The sequence below is a fragment of the Allobosea sp. RCC_152_1 genome (assembly GCF_041360765.1).
In the GTDB taxonomy this organism is placed as follows: Bacteria; Pseudomonadota; Alphaproteobacteria; order Rhizobiales; family Beijerinckiaceae; genus Allobosea; species Allobosea spartocytisi.
This window is the reverse complement of sequence record NZ_JBFUPU010000005.1, coordinates 158,033-176,140: the sequence shown is the minus strand read 5'-3', so window position 1 is coordinate 176,140 and position 18,108 is coordinate 158,033. Positions and strand designations below refer to the sequence as shown.

The window sequence follows — 18,108 nt, the reverse complement described above, 5'->3', positions numbered from 1 at the left end:
CCCCCTAACCCTTCCTCTTCGCCGCCAGCCCCGCGACATCGGCGATGATGCCGTCGAGCGCGAAATCCTTCGGGGTGTAGACCCGCGCCACGCCCATGTTGCGCAGCGCGTTCTCGTCGTCGGGCGGGATGATGCCGCCGACCACGACGGGGACATCCATGCCGGCGACGCGCAGGCGCGCCGTGACGTCGCGCACCAGCGGCAGATGCGAGCCGGAGAGGATGGAGAGGCCGATGATGTCGGCCTCCGTCTCCCGCGCCTGGGTGACGATCTCCTCCGGCGTCTGGCGGATGCCGCCATAGCTGACATTCATGCCGGCATCGCGGGCGCGCACCGCGATCTGCTCGGCGCCGTTGGAGTGGCCGTCCAGGCCGGGCTTGCCGACGAGGAAGCGTGGCGGGCGGCCGAGCCGCTCGGTCGCCTTCTCGACCGCGGCCCGGGCGGTGGCGAGCCCCGTCGCGTCGCCAAGCTTCGTCGTGTCGACGCCGGTGGGGGCGCGGTATTCGCCGAAGATCTCGCGCAGGGTCTGCGCCCATTCGCCGGTGGTGACGCCGGCCTTGGCGCAGGCGATGGAGGCCGGCATTACGTTGCGGCCCTCGCGGGCGCTGGCCGCGAGATCGGCCAGCGCCGCCTCGACGGCTTTCGCGTCGCGGGCGGAGCGCCAGGCCTTCAGCCGGCCGATGGCCTCGATCTCGACCGAATCCGGCACGGTGACGACAGAGCCGTCGCCGGCCGAGAGCGGGGAGGGCTCGCTATTGGTGAATTTGTTGACGCCGACGACGACCTGCTCGCCGCGCTCGATCGCCTCGATGCGGCGCGCGCCGTTCTCGACCAGCGCCTGCTTCATGTAGCCGCTCTCGACGGCGGCGAGCGCGCCGCCCATGTCGTCGATCCGGGCGAGTTCCTCCAGCGCGGCCGCCTTGAGCTCGTGGACCTTGGCGTCGACCACGGTCGAGCCGTCGAAGATGTCGCCGAATTCGAGCAGGTCGGTCTCATAGGCCAGGACCTGCTGCATCCTGAGCGACCATTGCTGGTCGAAGGGGCGGGGAAGGCCGAGCGCCTCGTTCCAGGCGGGGAGTTGCACAGCCCGCGCGCGGGCCTTCTTCGAGAGCGTGACCGCCAGCATCTCGATCAGGATGCGGTAGACGTTGTTCTCGGCCTGCTGCTCGGTCAGCCCGAGTGAGTTGACCTGCACGCCGTAGCGGAAGCGCCTGCTCTGTTCTTCGGTAACGCCATACCTGCCTAATGTGATCTCGTCCCAGAGCTCGGCGAAAGCCCGCATCTTGCACAGCTCGGTGACGAAGCGCATGCCGGCATTCACGAAGAAGGAGATGCGCCCGACGACGCCGGGGAAGTCGGCCGCGCTCACCTCCGGCCGGGCGCGGATCGAATCAAGCAGGGCGATGGCCGTCGCCAGCGCGAAGGAGAGTTCCTGCACCGGCGAGGCGCCGGCCTCCTGCAGATGGTAGGAGCAGACATTGGTCGGGTTCCATTTCGGCAATTCGCTGGCCGTGAAGACGACGATGTCGGTGGTGAGCTGCATCGAGGGGCGCGGCGGGAAGACATAGGTGCCGCGCGACAGGTATTCCTTGACGAGGTCGTTCTGCGTGGTGCCCTGCAGGAGCCTGCGGTCGGCGCCTTGCTCGTCGGCGACGGCGATGTAGAGCGAGAGCAGCCAGGCCGCCGTCGCGTTGATCGTCATCGAGGTGTTCATCTGCGCCAGCGGAATCTGGTCGAACAGGGTCCGCATGTCGCCAAGATGGCTCACGGGCACGCCGACCTTGCCGACCTCGCCGCGCGCCAGCACATGGTCGGGGTCGTAGCCGGTCTGGGTCGGCAGGTCGAAGGCGACGGAGAGGCCCGTCTGGCCCTTGGCGAGATTGTTGCGATAGAGCTTGTTGGATTCAGCCGCGTCGGAATGGCCCGCATAGGTGCGGAAGATCCAGGGCTTGTCGCGCTGCGCCGCCTGCAGGCCGCCTCGGTCGATCGCGGTCATGACGTTTCCCCGGTCTTGCAGAGCAATCTCAATGTTGCACTGCGGCGAAGATAACGCCAGAGCCGCGCCGATGTCCCCTTCGACGTTAGGCGGACGGGATCAATGCCTGGGGCAGTCCCTGTTCATCCCTCGGGACGCGCTTCCGCGAACCCGTCCTCAAGATGCGGGATGCCGAGATTTGCCCGGTCCGGATCGGTTATTCCGAAACGATCGTGCCCCGCATCGGGGAAGGCGGCGGCAGAAGCGCTGCCAGGCGGCGATCGGTCTTGGGAGGGGCGATGAAGGCGTGGGCGGTCTTCTTCGGCAGGTCGAGATCGAGCGGCCGGTCCGGCGGCATCGGCGCGTTCCGGACGAGCCTGACCGCGGCGGAATCGAAGGCAGGGTTCGCCGGCGCGGAAGGTTGCGGCGCGAAGGCGAGCGGCGCGGATGCGAAGGAGGCAGAAGAGGTCGAAGCGGCGGAGGAGGCCGTCGCGAGCGGCGCGGCTGCCGGCTCGGATACCGCCGCGAGCTGGTAGTTCGGCTCCTCGTAGATGCGGCGACGCTCGGGCCGTTCGCCCTTCAGGTAGAAGGCATTGCCGCCGGCCACCGTGACGTAATGCATGTTGGTGTAGGAGAAGCGCAGCCCGGCCGTATGAAAATGCTTGGCCGATCCGACCGCCGCGTTACGGCGCCCGTCGAGGATATCGTCCGCGATGGCCTCGATCTTCGGCAGCGTCTTTTCCGTCATCGGGCGCGTCAGGACGCCGGAGGCGAACTGGCGGGGTGCGCCGACCACGCCGCAGATCGTCTCGGGATAGCGCGCCGATTCGACCCGGTTCATCACCACCGTGCCGACGCCGAGCAGGCCCGCCTCGCTCGAGCGGTTCGACTCGAAATACATCGCCCGGACGAGGCATTCCTTCTCGCGGGGATCGGCCTTGGCGAGGGCGACGGCGCGCTTGCGCGCCTGGCTCGGTTCCTTCGCCGCCGGCGCGGCGGTCGAGGCCGTCTCGACAGGCGACATGCTACAGGCGCCGAGGACCGGAGCAGCCAGCGAAATCAGAAGCGGGATCGCTTTGCGGCCATGTCGGCGTACGCCGCCGGGACGAAGACCAAGTGCAGCGATCGCGGTCCGCTTCATGCGGCAACCTCCTGAATTCGGGACCGTGGGTTGCCGGGAAGGCGACCGGGATCTCCGGCAAGGAAACCTGAATTCCTTAACAGAAAGTTAATCCGGGAAGGAAGGGGTGGTGCGTGCGAGGGCGGCCGAGGTGGCCGGAAGGCACCGAGGCGGCCTCATCTAACGCCCTCTTTCGCAACGGAAAACCGGAACGCTCCGAGCGGTGATTTTTTATCGGCGGTGGGCCTGCAGACGCCTTAAGGAAGCGATGCCGTGCCGGCCCGAAGGAAGCGGAGAGCCGGGATTCAGCTCGGAACTTTGCCGACTCGCGCACCAGCATGGTGCCCCGGGTCAAGCCCGGGGCGACGGCGCGGCTCCTCCGAACCTCAGCGGCCGCGGGATGCGTCTGTTCGAACCCGGAACTCGTCCAGGGCGACGGTTTTCGCAACCCGATCGGCGCGAGGAGCTTCAGTTCCCCGAGCCCGGCAGGCGCGGCAGCGGCAGGAATTCGACGCCTTCCTCATGCAGCATCCGGGCATCGTCCGGCGTCGCCTCGCCATAGATGGCGCGCTCTTCCGTCTCGCCGTGATGGATCTTCAGCGCTTCCTCGGCGAAGCGCTCGCCGACATGCTCGGCATTGTCGCGGACATGGCGGTGCAGCGCCGTGACCATCTCGCGAAAGGCCTTCTCCTTCTCGCTCATCAGCGCGACAGGGGCAGGGGCCGGCGAAGGGGCGGAAGACGTAGGCACGGGCGCCTTCGGGCCGAGATCGGTGCGGGCGACGTTCGGCGCCATGATGGCGCGCTCGACCTTGGCGCTGTTGCAGACCGGGCAGGTGACGAGCCCGCGCTTCGCCTGGTCCTCGAAGCCTGCGGAGGTCGAGAACCAGCTTTCGAAGGCGTGGGCGTTGTCGCAGATCAGGGCGTAACGGATCATGGCGTTTCAGCAAGGCGACCAATCGCGCCTGTCGGGCAGATGGGTGTTCGGGAGGTCGTCGGCAAGGCGGCGGGCGCGTGGCGGCAGGCCGCTCGCCTCCCGCGGTCATGCGTGGGAACGGTCAGGCCGCCAGCAGCGGGTCGAGCTCGCCGCGCGCGTCGAGGGCATGGAGGTCGTCCGAGCCGCCGACATGCCTCTCGCCGATGAAGATCTGCGGCACGGAGGTCCGCCCGCCGGCGCGCGCCGTCATCTGCTGGCGCAAGCCGGGCCCGCTCTCGACGTCGATCTCCTCGAAGGCCGCACCCTTCCGGGTCAGCAGGGACTTGGCGGCCGCGCAATAGGGGCACCAGGAGGTGGTGTAGATCGTGATCGGCGGCATGAAGGCGGCCTTGGTTAGCGTTGCGTCGTTCCTCATGTAGTGCGTCGTCATCCATCCGTCACGACCCGCGCGAAGGTCAGCACCTCGACCTGACGCGCACCGGCCCTGAGCAAGGCGCGCGCCGCGGCATTGACGGTCGCGCCCGTGGTCAGCACGTCGTCGATCAGCAGGATGCGCCGGCCCTCGATGTCCGGGCGCGCGCCGTCCGGGACCCGAAAGGCGCCCTGCAGATTATCGGCGCGCTGGGCGCGGGTGAGCCCGACCTGCTGGCGCGTGCGCTTGCGGCGGGCGAGCGCGGCCGGCGCATGGGGCAGGCCGGTCAGCCGGGCGATCACCTGCGCCAGCAGGGCCGCCTGGTTGAAACGGCGGCTCCAGAGCCGCGTCCGGTGCAGCGGCACGGGGAGGATCAGATCGGCCTCGGCGATCAGCTCGTGCCCGGCCTGCACCATCATCCGGCCGAGCGTCACCGCCAGTTCCGCCCGGTCGCCGTATTTCAGCCGGTGCACCAGTTCGCGCCCGACGCCGTCGAAGCGGCAGACGGCGCGGGCGCGGGCGAAGACCGGCGGATCGGCGATCGCCGCCGGCGACAGGAGCCCCCGGCCGAGATCGACGGCGAAGGGCGTGCCGAGACGCTCGCAATAGGGGCGCTCGATGAATCCGATCTCGCCCCAGCAATGGGCGCAGAGCGCCTGCGCATCCCCGGTCGCGGCCCGGCAGGCGACGCAGACCGGCGGGTAGATCAGGGCCAAGGCCCGCTTCAGCCCTGCACCCAGCGCAAGACGGGCAGGCTTCAATGCTGGGAAGGAGAATATTATTTTTCTCGCCGGGGAGGCGGCAGAGGAATCCTCCTGAATGGCCGGCGCGCCTTCGGGAAATCGCTCTTCGTCGACGAGATCGGCCTGCCGCTGCCCTGTCATCCCGCGCTGCAACCTCTATCTTCTTCGCACTGCATGATGGCGGGCGACCGCTCGGCGTCGTTGCGTGCCGGCCTACCATCGAGCCTCGCGTTCCGAAGGACAATCCCATGAGCTCATCCGTAGAAACCCTGCCGAAGCTGTTCACGCCTCTGACCATCGGCGACATCGCGCTGAGCAACCGCGTCGTGATGGCGCCGCTGACGCGCAACCGCGCCACGCATGGCAGCGACGCGCCGAATGCGCTGAACGTCGAATATTACCGCCAGCGCGCCAGCGCCGGGCTGATCATCAGCGAAGGCACGCAGATCTCGCAGCAGGGGCAGGGCTATATCTGGACGCCGGGCATCTATAGCGAGGCGCAGGTCGAGGGCTGGAAGGCGGTGACGGAAGCCGTCCATGCCGAGGGCGGCAAGATCGTCGCCCAGATCTGGCATGTCGGCCGCGTCAGCCATGTCTCGCTGCAGCCCGGCAACAAGGCGCCGGTCGCGCCCTCGGCGGTTGCCGCCCGGACCAAGACCTATATCGAAAGCGGCTTCGCCGAGGTCTCGCAGCCGCGCGCCCTGCCTACCGAGGAATTGCCCGGCATCGTCGCGGACTATGCCCGCGCGGCGGAGAATGCGCGCAAGGCCGGTTTCGACGGCATCGAGATCCACGGCGCCAATGGCTATCTGATCGACCAGTTCCTGAAGGACGGCACCAACCAGCGCACGGACGCCTATGGCGGATCCGTGGAGAACCGCGTCCGCTTCCCGCTCGAGGTCGTCGACGCGGTGACGAAGGCGATCGGCAAGGGGCGCGTCGGCATCCGCATCTCGCCGGTGAGCCCGGCCAACGGGATTTCCGACAGCGACCCGCAGGCGGTGTTCGGCCATTTTGTCGCCGAGCTCGGCGCGCGGGGGCTGGCTTTCCTGCACGTGGTCGAGGGCGCCACGGGCGGCCCGCGGGACATCGCGCCCTTCGATTACGATGCGCTGCGCAAGGCCTTCAAGGGCGCCTATATCGCCAATAACGGCTTCGATCGCGAGACGGCGATCGCGGCGGTGGAGAGCGGGCGGGCCGATGCGATCGCCTTCGGCAAGGCCTTCATCGCCAATCCCGACCTTGTCGAAAGACTGGAGCGCGATGCACCGCTCAACACGCCGCAAGCCGAGACCTTCTATGGCGGCGACGCGCGTGGTTACACCGACTATCCGGCGCTGACGGAGAAGGCGGCCTAAGCGCCTCGGCCGGCCTCTTTAGGCCTCTCGCCACATGCGCGACGCGATCCCGCTCTTCATCGGCGGGAGCGCGTCCGCTTCGGAAGCCCCGGCGGGAGGCGGCAAAACTTTTGCCGTCTCCCGTGAAAAAGGAGTTGCGGCGGCGCAACGCTCCGACTACATAGCGCCCTCGACCGGCGCTGCTCCCTTCGTCTAGCGGTCTAGGACGTCGCCCTCTCACGGCGAAAACAGGGGTTCGAGTCCCCTAGGGAGCGCCATTTGCGTGCAAAACTGCGAACACCGGACGCCCAGTGACTGACCGTTCGAGCGTGGCTTGTCGCCGATAACGCGGACGATACCGTCGTCAACCTTGATGCGATCGACGACCAAGCGGATGTAGGTCTTCCGGAACGGAATATCGCCGGTCGAGACGTTCTGGCGCATCATACGTCCAAATTTCTCCACGACTTCGGGACCGATCGGCGCAAACGGCGCCGTTTGCGCTCTGATTCGATCGAGCGCGCCTTTGGCGTTGTCGCGGCCTTGTTTGAGGGTGGCGAAGGTCGCGTAATCTTTGCATGCTTCGGCAACGAACTTCGCTGTCGTCCCTCATCCGCGCGTAGGGTAGCATCGGATAGGAGCCCTCAGCCGAGCATCCGCCCGTTTCTCGGAGAGAGAGTTTATGCGCCACTTCGATAGCGAGGCCCTGGCTGCGTTCGCAGCGGTCGCCGATCTCGGAAGCTTCACCGCCGCAGCCGAGCAGCTTCGGAAAACCCAGGCTGCGGTCAGCATTTCCATCGCGCGTTTCGAAGATCGGATCGGAAAGCGGTTGTTCGATCGCTCGAAGCGCGGCGTGACGCTGACGGTCACCGGCGAGCGCTTGCTGACCTATGCCAGGCGCATCCACGCCATTGAAGCCGAGGCTCTCTCGTCGATCATCGACAAGGTCACCGAGAGCCGCGTCGTTCTGGGGATGCCGGACGACTACATCACCTGTTTCGGCGATGCCTTGATCCAGCGTTTCAGCCCACTCCATCCGCATATCTATATTGATCTGCAATGCCGGTTTTCTCGAGACCTCGAACAGATGGTCGAAATGACGACTCCCGACGGTAACGTGCCGCGGTAGCGAGTCTGAATCAGGCCTCCGCTCGCCACGTCGAAAGGCGTGCGCTCATCGCGGTCTATTGCCTTCCAATGGGCGAAGATGCCGGCCCAGGCCATCTGCGATGAGCGCCAAGCCCGCTTCAAACGCAAACCGATAATCGATCGGCGGAATGCCGATCGATTGGTCTTTCACCTCGTCCCGACCTGCGTCGGCCTGCTCTTCCAACACGCTTCCGACCGTGAAGCGATTTGCCGTGAAGAGCCCCATCCTTGCCTCCTGCTCCGGCAGCCCGGCCGCGACCAGGAAGGCGAGGTATTGCATGATCCGCTCCATATCGTCCGCGCCGGGTCGTGATCCTGCGTGAAGCCGGGCACCGTCGCGGCGCGCAAGCAGAGTTTGGCGAAAGCTCCGGTTGTTCTCCAAGAACCAGTCACGCCAATCATAGACCGGCGTCGGCACGGGAGTCGCCTTGTGAGGCGCCATGGCGGCATCTGCCATGGCAGCGAGCAAGAGGCCCTTGGTTCGAAAATGCCAGTAGAGTGTCGGCTGCTCCACTCCCAGGCGCTTCGCGAGCTGCCGGGTAGTGAAAGCGTCCAAGCCAACTTCGTCCAGCAGGTCGAGCGCTTCGGCAACCACAATTTCCCGATTTAGCTTTGTCATGCTGACAATCTATCGCTGATAGGGTATCTGGTAAAGCTACCCTATCAGCGATAGAGTGGGATATCGGATGGCGATCGCGGAGAGAGCACTCTCGTTGAAAGTTTTGATATGCGGGGCCGGCGTCGCCGGCGCGGCCTTGGCTTATTGGCTCGCCCGAAACGGTCATCGGGTCACGATCGTCGAGCGTTTTCCGGTGCTCAGGAAAGCGGGTGCACAGGTCGATCTCCGCGGCCAGGGCATCGAGGCAGCCCGGTGCATGGGATTGCTCGATGCCATCAAAACCAAGCTGGTCGACGAACCCGGCGTCGCTTTCGTGAACACGAAAGGCGAGATCAAGGCGATGCTGATGGCCAACACCTCCGGTCGAGGTCCTCAGTCGCTCACATCCGAATACGAGATCATGCGCGGGGATCTGATGCGCATTCTCTTCGAGGCGACCAGAGAAACGGTCGATTACCGCTTCGACTGCAGTGTCGAGCAGTTCGAACAGGACGAGAAACATGTCGTCGCTCGCTTCACTGACGGCTCGTCCGAAGAGTTCGACATTCTGGTTGGCGCTGACGGCCAAGGTTCGCATATCCGGAAAGCCATCTTGCCGACCGGCGCCGATCCCTACCGACGGATGGGGATTCAAATGGCATACTGGTTCATTCCGCGCATCACGTCGGACAACAACATCCGCGACACCTACATCGCGCCCGGTGGCAGAATGGTCATGCGCCGGAGCCATAATCCCGCAGAGACCCAGGTTTACTTCGTACTGAGAGACGAGTCGGACGAGGCGTCGTCAGTTCACAGAGAGCCTATCGATAGGCAGAAGGCATTCTGGGCGAAACGGTTTCGGGATGCGGGTTGGCAAACCGAACGGTTCATCGAGGGAATGAACACGGCAGACTTCTTTTACTCCCAGGAGGTTTTGCAGGTACGCGTCGATTCCTGGTCGGACCGACGCGTCGTGCTCATTGGAGATGCTGCGCATTGCGCTTCACCTTTCAGCGGCATGGGAATATCCGGCAGCCTCGTTGGCGCATACGTTCTGGCCGGCGAGATCAGTCGGAATTCAGGAGATCTGCGGCAGGCATTTGCGAATTATGACGCCGTGCTTCGGCCGTTCGCGAACGAAATCCAGGACAGCGTGAAGCCTTTTCTCCTTCGGCTGGGCATGCCCCGGGCGCGATGGCAGATATCTGCATTTCATGCCGTGACCGCATTGGCCTTGTTTCTTCGTATACCTGAGCTCATCGCCAGAATATTGCCGGACGACAGAGATGGCAGGTGGCTCCTGCCAAAATACCCAGAGCTTCTTCGGCATGACTGACCTGATGAGACCCTTGTGCGGGTGGGCAGACGGCGCGTGCTGATCAAGGCTTGATCTCTCTGGTTTCGGAATTGGGATCCTCAGCGGTGGTCTAGTTTTGCCCGGTCCGCGTCAGCAAAACCGCAGGCGCTCCACTGGGCCGGTTTCTCACTGCAGCGCATTTGGCTCCGGATTGACCTAAATTACATTGCTATTTCAACCGCATAAGTGTTCGCAGTTTTATCCTGTATGGCGCGCCAATCAAATCGACGGCTTAAGTGCAGTCGATCCTTGTCGTCGTTTATCCATCCATTGAGCACGCGGTAGACGCGGCGCGGGCGGCATCATACCGGCCCTTGCGGAGCCGGTCCCCCGTGGCGCACCGATGTTGTTTCGTATCCGGCGAGCTCTTCGCGCACGATGGCCAGAAAACCATCGACGAGGGGGTCGGTGCGGTGGTGGCTCGGGAACATGGCATGGCCGTGGAACATCACCTCCGGCTTGAAAGGCCGGAAGACGATGCCGCTGCGCCGATAGTCGTCGGCGGCGATCGGATTGACGATGCCGATGCCGAGCCCTTGCTCGACAAGCGCGCAGATCGCCGCGCTGAACGGCGTTTCCAGCGCGAGATGGCGGCGCACGCCCGCATCCTGGAAGATGCGGTCGACACGGGCTCGCGCGCCATCCTCGAGCGAAAGCGAGATGAAGGCCTCGCCTTCGAGATCCTTGGGCGTGATGCGGTCGCGTTTCGCCAGGCGGTGTCCCGGCGGAAGGGCGCAGACGCCGGGGATCATGTAGAGCGGGCGATGTTCGACGCGCGGAATGTCGATCACGTTCGCGATGAAGCCGATGTCGCAATAGGATGACGACATCCAGCGCGTGACCGTGCCGTCATGGCCCATCTGCAGTGAGATGCTGACTTGCGGAAAGCGCTCCTTGAAGCGCCGGATGCAGCGCGGAATGAAGCCCAGCGCCATCACCGGCATCGCCGCGATGCGCAGGCGCCCCGTCCCGAAGATGCGGATGTCGCGCGCGGCGTAGGAGAGGGTCTCCAGCCCGATATAGCTGCGTTCGACCTCGCGATAGAAGGCCAGCCCCTCCTGCGTCGGCCGAATCCGCCCCGCTTTCCGCTCGAACAGCTTGAGGTCGATCTCGGCCTCCAGCTCGGCGATCAGCCGGCTGATGCTGGGCTGGGAGGTTCGCAGCTCCTGCGCCGCCGCCGTCATCGAACCGCGCAAGATGATGGTCCGGAACGCGTCCACCTGTCGGAGATTCATCGGCAAGCTCATATCACTGGTGAATAGAAGAGCCAAAAACTGAGATTTGACCAGATAGATGGCCAAGACAATACTTTTGGCCATGTCAACGCGTCCGAGCATCGCCGTGACGTCCCGCCTCACCGGCATGGCCTGCCTGCGCTGCGCCGAGCCCTGGCCGGTCGCGGAGTACGAGGCGGGTTGCCCGCGCTGCGCCGCCGAGGGACATGCGTCCAATCTGCGGCTGACCTATTTGCCCGGCGGGCGCGGCGCCTCGCTGCCCTATCCCGAGGCCCTCTCTCTGGGTGAAGGCGGCACACCACTGGTCGAGCTGCCTGAGCTGGCGAGCGAGCTGAAGCTCGGCAAGCTGTCCGCAAAGCTCGAATGGTGCAACCCGACGGGCTCGCACAAGGACCGGATGAGCGCGCAGCTGATCGCGCGGGCTCTCGATCGCGGCGCCGCACGCGTCGTGGCGGCGTCGAGCGGCAATGGCGGCCTCTCGGTGGCGGCGTACGCCGCCCGTGCCGGGCTCTCCGCGGAGATCGCGACCACCGAAGCGCTGCCGCGGGTCTATCGCCGGGCGATCACCGCATATGGCGCGACGCTGGTGGGCTTTGCCGACAGCATGGCCCGCTGGAAGCATCTCGCGAAGCGCGTCGGCGAGGGAGCCTTCGCGGCGACGAACTACAAGGTGCCGGCCATCGGCACCAACCCCTTCGGTATCGAAGGCTACAAGACGATCGCGGCGGAGCTGGCAGCGGGGACGATGCCCGATCTCGTCGTCATGCCCTGTTCGCGCGGGGATCTTCTGTCCGGCATCCGCCTCGGCTTCGAGGAGATCGGCGCGGGTGTGCCGATGCTGGTCGCGGCCGAGCCCTTCGCGCGGCTGGAGCGGGTGCTCGCCGGCGCCGATTATCGCGAGCCGTTTGCCGGCGACACCGCCCAGGCTTCGATCGCCGGCAGCACGGTGACATGGCAGGCGGTCGAGGCGCTGCGTGCCAGCGCCGGCCGCGCTATTCCGGTCGATGATGGGGCAGCGCGGGCGGCGCAACGCCGCCTCGCGGCCTGCGGGCTCCATGCCGAGCTGTCCGCGGCCTCCGCATTGGCTGCGCTGGCCATACTCGCCGCAGGCGGTGGGCTCGCGGGCCGCCACGCCGTGATCGTGCTCACCGGCTCGGGATCGCGCGATCCCGGCGACAGCGACATGGCTGCGAGACCCCAGGATGAAGCTGCCTCGGACGGGGCGCTCGCACAGCCGGCAACGACCGGCGTTTCACCACAGAGAACCGATCCATCGGTCCAACAGAGGGAAAACGGATGACCACGCTCGTCTCGCGCCTATCGGCGCTCTCGGCTTTCGCCGCCACCGCCTTCACGCTCTCGCTCGGGGCCCAGGCCCAGAGTCTGCCTCCCCTACCGGAAGCGATCAAATCCGCAGGCGTCCTCAAGGCCGGGGTGCGCTGCGACCAGCCGCCCTATGGCTACAAGGACGAAACCGGCAAGTTCGCCGGCGTCGAGACCGAGATGGCGATCCAGATCGCTGCCTGGGCCTTTGGCTCGCCGGACAAGATCGAGCTGACCTGCGTGACGGCCGAGAACCGCATCCCGCAGCTGGCCGGCAAGAAGGTCGATATCCTGATCGCCACGCTCGGCGTCACGCCCGAGCGCGCCCGCGTGATCGACTTCTCCAAGCCTTATCGCTGGGGCGGTTCGGACATGCTCGTCGCCAAGGACAGCCCGATCAAGAAGCTCGACGATGTCGCCGGCAAGACCGTGATCATGCTCAAGGGCTCGACCCAGGCGAAATGGTTCGAGGACAACATGCCCAAGCTCGAGGGCCTGAGGCTGAACACGGCATCCGATGCGCTGCAGGCGCTGAAACAGGGCCGCGGCGACGCCTATACGCATGATGCCGCCACGCTCGTGGTCATCGCCGCCAAGGATCCGAGCCTGCGGCTCGTCGGCGAGCCCTTCGCCGTCTCGGACGCCGCCGTCGGGGTGCGCAAGAACGAGCCGGAATGGCTCGCCTATGTCGATGCCGCGCTCGACCGAATGAAGGCCGAGGGCCTCTACGGCAAATGGGTCGACAAGTGGATCCCGGCCGATATCCGGCCCTTCTACGTCGACGCCTTCACCAAGCCGAAGCCCAGCGCGCGCTGAGCGCAGGCAAGCGCCGGGAGCGGTTCGCGCTCCCGGCACCCCGGCAGCCTGGCAGCGAGAGGAGCGCGTGCCATGGAGTTCGACTTCGCCTATCTCACTGCGCAATGGCCGGCGCTGATGCGCGGCCTGTGGCTGACGGTGCAGGTCAGCGCGCTCTCGATCGTGCTCTCGATTCTGGTCGGCGTGTTCGGCGCGGCGGCGCGCGTGCTGCAAGTGCCGGTGCTCGACAAGCTTGTCGTCGGCTATGTCGAGTTCATCCGCAACACGCCGCTGCTGGCCCAGCTCTTCTTCATCTTCTATGGCCTGCCGGGCCTGGGCCTCAGACTCTCGCTGTTCTGGTCGGGCGTGCTCTGCCTCACCATCTGGGCCGGCGCCTACCAGATCGAGAATATCCGCGGCGGGCTCGAGACAGTGGGCAAGGGCCTGCGGGAGGCCGCCTTCTCGCTGGGCCTGTCGCCCTGGCGCTATTTCCGCCTGGTAGCTGCGCCGATGGCGATTCGCGTCAGCCTGCCGTCGATGCTGAACACCTCGATCTCGCTCCTGAAGAACTCCTCCTATCTGCAGGCGATCGGCCTGGCCGAGCTGACCTATGTCGCGATCGACCGGATCTCGATGGATTTCCGCACCATCGAGATGTTCTCCGCGATCTGCGTGATCTACCTCCTGCTGGTCCTCGCCCTCTCATTCCTCGCGAGCCGGCTGGAATACCGGCTCAACGCGCCGTTCAGGCATTGAGGGGGCGCAGATGGAGCTGCTGATCCGCAATTTTCCCTTCATCCTGCAAGGCCTCGCCATGACGCTGGGCCTGGCGCTGGCGACGCTGTTCTTCGCGACGATCATCTCCTTCGTGCTCGGCACGCTGGCGACGCTGCGCTTCGGCTGGCTGCGCGTGCTGGTGAAGATCTATGTCGAGCTCTTCCGCGACATTCCGCTGATCGTGAACATCTTCTTCGTGTTCTTCGTCGCGCCGCTCTTCGGGCTGGAGCTGTCGCCCTTCGCGGCCGTGACGGTGGGGCTTTCGGTCTGGGGCAGCGCCAACGGCATCGAGATCGTCCGCGGCGGCTTCAATGCGGTGCCGAGGCATCAATGGCAGAGCGCCGCCGCGCTCGGGCTGAAGACCTGGGAAATCTATCTCTTCATCACCGGCCCGCAGGCCCTGCGCGCGATCCTGCCGCCCTTCGTCGGGCTCTTGACGCTGCTCGTGCAGGCGACGTCGCTCGGCGCGCTCGTCGGGGTCAACGAGTTCTTCAAGGTCGGGCAGATCATCGTCGAGCGCACGACGATGATGGAGGGCTGGAATCCGGCCTTCACCGTCTATGCCGCGGTCCTGCTCACCTATTTCGTCATCTGCTCGACGCTGACCTGGTTCGGCCGCTGGCTGGAGCACCGGCTGAAGCGCGACCGCCCGCAAGCCCGTCCGGAGGCGATCTCCTCGGCCGCGCCGGCAGCGCAACTGCCCTGATCTTCGCAAACTCACCTGGATACTGGGAAGCCGTCATGGAATCGAAAGTCAGCCGCCGTCTGACCGAGAAGGTCGCCGAGGAGGTCTGCGAGCACATCTACGCGCCGCGGCTCGCGCGGGATTTCCGCACCGTCTTCGGCTATATGAGCGACCTCAACCAGGCCCATGTGCTGATGCTCGCGCGCTGCGGGCTGATCTCTCCGCAGGCTGCGAAAGCGCTTGCCGTCGGGCTCCTGCGCATGGAGGCCGACGGGCCCGAGGTCGTCGAACTCGACCCGCAACGCGAGGATTCCTACTTCAATTTCGAAGCGCACCTGATCAAGCTGATCGGGACCGAGGCCGGCGGGCGGATGCATATCGCCCGCAGCCGCAATGACCTGACCTCGGGAATCGACCGGCTGCGCGCCCGCGACCTGCTGCTCGACGCGAGCCAGGCTCTTCTCTCGGTCGAGGAGCACGCGCTGGACGGAGCCTTCCGCTTCCGGGAGGTGGTGATGCCGGGCTACACCCATCTCCAGCCGGCGCAGCCCATCACCTACGGCTTCTATCTCGCCGGCGTCGCGCAGTCGCTCGAACGCGACCACGGCCGCCTGACGGATGCCTGGGCGCGCACCAATATCAGTCCGCTCGGAGCAGGCGCGCTTGCCGGCACGACCTTCGCGATCGACCGGGACGCGGTCGCACGCTCACTCGGCTTCCAGGGGCTGGTGGAAAATGCCCTTGATGCCGTCGCGACCCGGGATTTCGGGCTCGAGATCCTGTCGGCGCTCACCCAGATCGCATTGGGGTGGAGCCGCGTGGCGCAGGACTACCATGTGATGGTCTCGCACGAATTCCAGACGATCGAGTTCCCGGATCGGGTGACCGGCACGTCGAGCATCATGCCGCAGAAGAAGAACCCGGTGGTGCTCGAACATCTCAAGGGCAAGGCCGGGCATCTGCTCGGCCTCTACGTCGCCTCCGCGACGGCGGTGAAGGGCACGCATTTCACCAACACCATCGACGGCAATCGCGAGGGGATGCGCGGGGTCTGGGAGGCGGGCGAGGAGACGCTGCGCTGCCTCTCGCTCTTCGATCTGATCATCGCCACGGCCCGGCCGAACGCGGCCTTGATGAAGCGCCGCGTCACCGAGGATTTCGCCTCCGCGACCGATCTTGCCGACCTGATGGTGCGGGAGGCCGATCTCTCGTTCCGCGAGGCGCATCACGTCGTTGGCGGGGTCGTCCGCGCGGCGATGGATGCCGGCCTCGCCGCCGACGGCATCACCACCGGGATGGTCGATGCGGCAGCCCAGGATCAGCTTGGCCGGTCGCTCGGCCTGCCGGCGGATCGCGTCCGCGAGAGCCTCGACCCGGCGGCCAGCGTCGCTGCGCGCCTCGTTCCCGGCGGGCCGGCCCCGGATGCGGTCGCGCAGGCGGTGGAGGCGGCGCAGGCGCGGCTCGAAAATCGCCGTGGCGTTCTGGCACGCAAGCGCGGGGATCTGCAGGGCGCGCGCGAGGAGCTGAAACGCGCCATGCGGGAGCTCGCCGCATGAGCGCCCGGCCGCTGATCAGCTTGCGCGGCATCGGCAAGCGCTTCGGTGCGCATCGGGCGCTCAGCGGCATCGATCTCGATGTCGAGGCCGGTAGCGTCGTGGTCCTGATCGGGCCGAGCGGCTCCGGCAAGAGTACGCTGATCCGCTGCATTAACGGCCTCGTCCGGCCAGACGAAGGCACGCTCCACATCGCCGGAAAACCGGTCGATATCCACCACGAGAGCGCCTGGCAGCAGATGCGGACCGAGGTCGGCATGGTCTTCCAGGACTACGCGCTGTTCCCGCATCTGAGCGTACTGCGCAACATGACGATCACGCCGGAGCGCCGCCGGGGCGTGCCGCGCGCCAAGGCCGAGGAGGAGGCGCGGGCGCTGCTGACGCGCGTCGGCCTTGCCCACAAGGCGCTGGATTATCCGTCTGCCCTGTCCGGCGGGCAGCAGCAGCGCGTCGCCATCGTCCGCGCGCTCGCCATGCGGCCGAAGGCGATCCTCTTCGATGAGCCCACATCCGCACTGGATCCTGAGACGATCGGCAGCGTCCTCGACGTGATGAAGGATCTTGCCCGGGAGGGCACGACCATGGTCGTCGTCACGCACGAGATGGGCTTTGCCCGCGAGGTTGCCGATCGCGTGGTGTTCATGGCGGAGGGGCAGATCGTCGAGGAGGGGCCGCCGGATGCCTTCTTCGGCGCACCACGGCACGAGCGCACCCGCACTTTCCTGTCCAACATCAGATCCTTCGGAGAGGCCGCCCATGGCTGAGCCGACCGGCGTTCTGGCGCCGAACTTCACAACCGATCCGTACTGGTGGGACGCGGCCCCGCCCGAGACCGCACGTGACCCGCTGCCGGAGGAGACCGATATCCTTGTCGTCGGCTCAGGCTATTGCGGCCTCTCGGCTGCGGCCGAACTGGCTCGCAATGGTGTCGACGTCACGGTCGTCGACGCGGAGGAACTCGGCGCCGGCGCCTCGACGCGCTCCGGCGGCATGGTCTCGAGCGGCCAGAAGCTCGTCATCGGTGGCGCGATCAAGGGCGTCGATGCCGCGCGCATGGAACGGCTTCTGGAGGATTCGCTGTCATCCTACGAGCACCTCAAGAGCCTGATCCGCGAGAAGGAGCTCGATGCCGATCTCGGCGTCTTCGGCCGCTATTTCGGCGCCCATGTGCCTGGTCATTACGACCGGCTGCGCCGCCATGGCGAATTGCTGGCGAAGCACACCGGCGTCACCGTCCACGAGATTCCGAAATCGCGGCAGCACGAGATCACGAAGACGGATTTCTACCATGGCGGCATCGTCATCGACGATTATGGCGGCCTCCATCCGGCGAAGTATCACCGGGCCCTGCGCCGCCTCGCGCAGGCCAATGGCGCAAAGCTGCGCTCGCATGCCCCGGTCCTCAAGGTCGGCCCGCTGGCGAACGGCTTCCACGAGGTCGAGACCGGTCGCGGCATGGTTCGCGCGCGCCATGTCTTCTTCGGCACCAACGGCTACAGCGACAAGGCGAGCGGCTTCCTGCACAAGCGGATCGTCGGCGTGCGCAGCTACCAGATCGCGACCGAGCCGCTGCCGCCGGAGCTGATGGCCGAGATCAATCCCGGCCGGCGCATGATCACCGATTCCAAGCGCGAGCTGATCTATACCCGCCCGTCTCCGGACGGCACGCGCATCCTGTTCGGCAGCCGGCCCGGCATGCTCAACGTGCCGGAACGGGAGGCGGCGCCGCGCCTTCACGCCATGATGCTGAAGGTCTGGCCGCAACTCGCCGGCTACAAGGTCACGCATTGCTGGAGCGGCAAGGTCGGCATGACCGCGGACAAGATCGCGCATATGGGCAAGCTCGGCGGTATCGACTTCGCCGTCGGCTGCAATGGCAACGGTGTCGCGCTGATGACCTATCTCGGCCACCAATCGGCGCTGAAGCTGCTCGGGAAGCAGAACCGCAGGAGCGCCTTCGACGACCCTGCCTTCCCCGAAATTCCGGTACCGCTCTACGATGGCCGCCCCTGGTTCCTGCCCATCGTCAGCGGCTGGTACCATCTGCAGGACGCGATCGATCGCCGACTGGCGCGGTTCTGAAGGAAATGACGGCGGCAAAAAAACCGCC

17 protein-coding genes and 1 tRNA gene are annotated in these 18,108 nt (G+C 66.1%); 11 read left to right on the top strand and 7 right to left on the bottom strand.

Going from position 1 to position 18,108, the window contains the following annotated elements; all coding sequences use genetic code 11:
- Positions 1-4: 4 nt before the first annotated feature.
- From AB6806_RS18030 to AB6806_RS18010, 5 genes are all read right to left on the bottom strand, one after another.
- Complete coding sequence (locus AB6806_RS18030; RefSeq protein WP_142023100.1) at positions 5-1,996, bottom strand: methylmalonyl-CoA mutase family protein; 1,992 nt, start codon at positions 1,994-1,996, stop codon at positions 5-7.
- Between the two features lie 196 nt (positions 1,997-2,192).
- Positions 2,193-2,999, bottom strand: coding sequence for a cell wall hydrolase (locus AB6806_RS18025; RefSeq protein WP_142023101.1), 807 nt, complete (start codon positions 2,997-2,999; stop codon positions 2,193-2,195).
- Positions 3,000-3,563: 564 nt separating this feature from the next.
- A complete protein-coding gene (locus AB6806_RS18020; protein ID WP_142023102.1) occupies positions 3,564-4,031 on the bottom strand; it encodes a DUF1178 family protein in 468 nt (155 codons plus the stop codon).
- 121 nt (positions 4,032-4,152) lie between these two features.
- Complete coding sequence (gene grxC / locus AB6806_RS18015) at positions 4,153-4,410, bottom strand: glutaredoxin 3 (protein WP_038363187.1); 258 nt, start codon at positions 4,408-4,410, stop codon at positions 4,153-4,155.
- A gap of 47 nt (positions 4,411-4,457) precedes the next feature.
- Positions 4,458-5,264 carry a ComF family protein gene (locus AB6806_RS18010; protein WP_370955208.1) on the bottom strand — a complete coding sequence of 269 codons (807 nt, stop codon included), beginning with the start codon at positions 5,262-5,264 and terminating at the stop codon, positions 4,458-4,460.
- 170 nt (positions 5,265-5,434) lie between these two features.
- Here AB6806_RS18010 and AB6806_RS18005 point away from each other — a divergent pair, with 170 nt between their 5' ends.
- From AB6806_RS18005 to AB6806_RS17995, 3 genes are all read left to right on the top strand, one after another.
- Positions 5,435-6,544, top strand: coding sequence for an alkene reductase (locus AB6806_RS18005; RefSeq protein ID WP_142023104.1), 1,110 nt, complete (start codon positions 5,435-5,437; stop codon positions 6,542-6,544).
- 181 nt (positions 6,545-6,725) lie between these two features.
- Positions 6,726-6,801, top strand: a tRNA-Glu gene (locus tag AB6806_RS18000).
- Positions 6,802-7,205: 404 nt separating this feature from the next.
- Entirely contained in the window at positions 7,206-7,652 is a 447-nt protein-coding gene (locus tag AB6806_RS17995) for a LysR family transcriptional regulator (RefSeq protein WP_142023105.1), read from the top strand.
- 45 nt (positions 7,653-7,697) lie between these two features.
- On the opposite strand, the gene AB6806_RS17990 is transcribed toward AB6806_RS17995, so the two are convergent.
- Positions 7,698-8,291 (bottom strand): TetR/AcrR family transcriptional regulator C-terminal domain-containing protein, encoded by a 594-nt coding sequence (locus AB6806_RS17990; protein ID WP_142023106.1) that lies wholly within the window; start codon positions 8,289-8,291, stop codon positions 7,698-7,700.
- Positions 8,292-8,358: 67 nt separating this feature from the next.
- Between AB6806_RS17990 and AB6806_RS17985 the strand changes: the two genes are divergently transcribed.
- Positions 8,359-9,609: an FAD-dependent oxidoreductase gene (locus tag AB6806_RS17985; protein ID WP_142023107.1), complete on the top strand. Its 1,251-nt coding sequence runs from the start codon at positions 8,359-8,361 to the stop codon at positions 9,607-9,609.
- A 323-nt stretch (positions 9,610-9,932) separates the two neighbouring features.
- On the opposite strand, the gene AB6806_RS17980 is transcribed toward AB6806_RS17985, so the two are convergent.
- Entirely contained in the window at positions 9,933-10,865 is a 933-nt protein-coding gene (locus tag AB6806_RS17980) for a LysR substrate-binding domain-containing protein (protein ID WP_142023108.1), read from the bottom strand.
- Positions 10,866-10,971: 106 nt separating this feature from the next.
- On the opposite strand from AB6806_RS17980, the gene AB6806_RS17975 reads away from it, so the two are divergent.
- The 7 genes from AB6806_RS17975 (at position 10,972) to AB6806_RS17945 (ending at position 18,080) form a co-directional block, all read left to right on the top strand.
- Entirely contained in the window at positions 10,972-12,165 is a 1,194-nt protein-coding gene (locus tag AB6806_RS17975) for a threonine synthase (RefSeq protein WP_370955079.1), read from the top strand.
- Positions 12,162-13,004, top strand: coding sequence for a transporter substrate-binding domain-containing protein (locus AB6806_RS17970; RefSeq protein ID WP_142023110.1), 843 nt, complete (start codon positions 12,162-12,164; stop codon positions 13,002-13,004). The genes AB6806_RS17975 and AB6806_RS17970 overlap by 4 nt, the downstream gene beginning before the upstream one ends.
- A 72-nt stretch (positions 13,005-13,076) precedes the next feature.
- Entirely contained in the window at positions 13,077-13,739 is a 663-nt protein-coding gene (locus AB6806_RS17965; RefSeq protein ID WP_112764357.1) for an amino acid ABC transporter permease, read from the top strand.
- 10 nt (positions 13,740-13,749) lie between these two features.
- Entirely contained in the window at positions 13,750-14,466 is a 717-nt protein-coding gene (locus tag AB6806_RS17960) for an amino acid ABC transporter permease (RefSeq protein WP_142023111.1), read from the top strand.
- 35 nt (positions 14,467-14,501) lie between these two features.
- Positions 14,502-16,001: an argininosuccinate lyase gene (gene argH, locus AB6806_RS17955; protein ID WP_142023112.1), complete on the top strand. Its 1,500-nt coding sequence runs from the start codon at positions 14,502-14,504 to the stop codon at positions 15,999-16,001.
- On the top strand, positions 15,998-16,762 hold the full coding sequence (locus tag AB6806_RS17950; protein WP_142023113.1) for an amino acid ABC transporter ATP-binding protein: 765 nt from the start codon (positions 15,998-16,000) through the stop codon (positions 16,760-16,762). The genes argH and AB6806_RS17950 overlap by 4 nt, the downstream gene beginning before the upstream one ends.
- Positions 16,755-18,080: an NAD(P)/FAD-dependent oxidoreductase gene (locus AB6806_RS17945; protein ID WP_142023114.1), complete on the top strand. Its 1,326-nt coding sequence runs from the start codon at positions 16,755-16,757 to the stop codon at positions 18,078-18,080. Before AB6806_RS17950 ends, AB6806_RS17945 begins: the two co-directional genes overlap by 8 nt.
- Positions 18,081-18,108 lie beyond the last annotated feature (28 nt).

Bases quoted from the DNA above. Each gene is read 5' to 3' on its own strand.
- AB6806_RS17990 (WP_142023106.1), bottom strand. From the start codon at position 8,291: ATGACAAAGCTAAATCGGGAAATTGTGGTTGCCGAAGCGCTCGACCTG.
- argH (WP_142023112.1), top strand. From the start codon at position 14,502: ATGGAATCGAAAGTCAGCCGCCGTCTGACCGAGAAGGTCGCCGAGGAG.
- AB6806_RS17995 (WP_142023105.1), top strand. From the start codon at position 7,206: ATGCGCCACTTCGATAGCGAGGCCCTGGCTGCGTTCGCAGCGGTCGCC.
- AB6806_RS17970 (WP_142023110.1), top strand. From the start codon at position 12,162: ATGACCACGCTCGTCTCGCGCCTATCGGCGCTCTCGGCTTTCGCCGCC.
- AB6806_RS18025 (WP_142023101.1), bottom strand. From the start codon at position 2,999: ATGTCGCCTGTCGAGACGGCCTCGACCGCCGCGCCGGCGGCGAAGGAA.
- AB6806_RS17945 (WP_142023114.1), top strand. From the start codon at position 16,755: ATGGCTGAGCCGACCGGCGTTCTGGCGCCGAACTTCACAACCGATCCG.
- AB6806_RS18020 (WP_142023102.1), bottom strand. From the start codon at position 4,031: ATGATCCGTTACGCCCTGATCTGCGACAACGCCCACGCCTTCGAAAGC.
- AB6806_RS18005 (WP_142023104.1), top strand. From the start codon at position 5,435: ATGAGCTCATCCGTAGAAACCCTGCCGAAGCTGTTCACGCCTCTGACC.
- AB6806_RS17980 (WP_142023108.1), bottom strand. From the start codon at position 10,865: ATGAATCTCCGACAGGTGGACGCGTTCCGGACCATCATCTTGCGCGGT.
- AB6806_RS17950 (WP_142023113.1), top strand. From the start codon at position 15,998: ATGAGCGCCCGGCCGCTGATCAGCTTGCGCGGCATCGGCAAGCGCTTC.
- AB6806_RS17985 (WP_142023107.1), top strand. From the start codon at position 8,359: ATGGCGATCGCGGAGAGAGCACTCTCGTTGAAAGTTTTGATATGCGGG.
- AB6806_RS18030 (WP_142023100.1), bottom strand. From the start codon at position 1,996: ATGACCGCGATCGACCGAGGCGGCCTGCAGGCGGCGCAGCGCGACAAG.
- grxC (WP_038363187.1), bottom strand. From the start codon at position 4,410: ATGCCGCCGATCACGATCTACACCACCTCCTGGTGCCCCTATTGCGCG.
- AB6806_RS17960 (WP_142023111.1), top strand. From the start codon at position 13,750: ATGGAGCTGCTGATCCGCAATTTTCCCTTCATCCTGCAAGGCCTCGCC.
- AB6806_RS17965 (WP_112764357.1), top strand. From the start codon at position 13,077: ATGGAGTTCGACTTCGCCTATCTCACTGCGCAATGGCCGGCGCTGATG.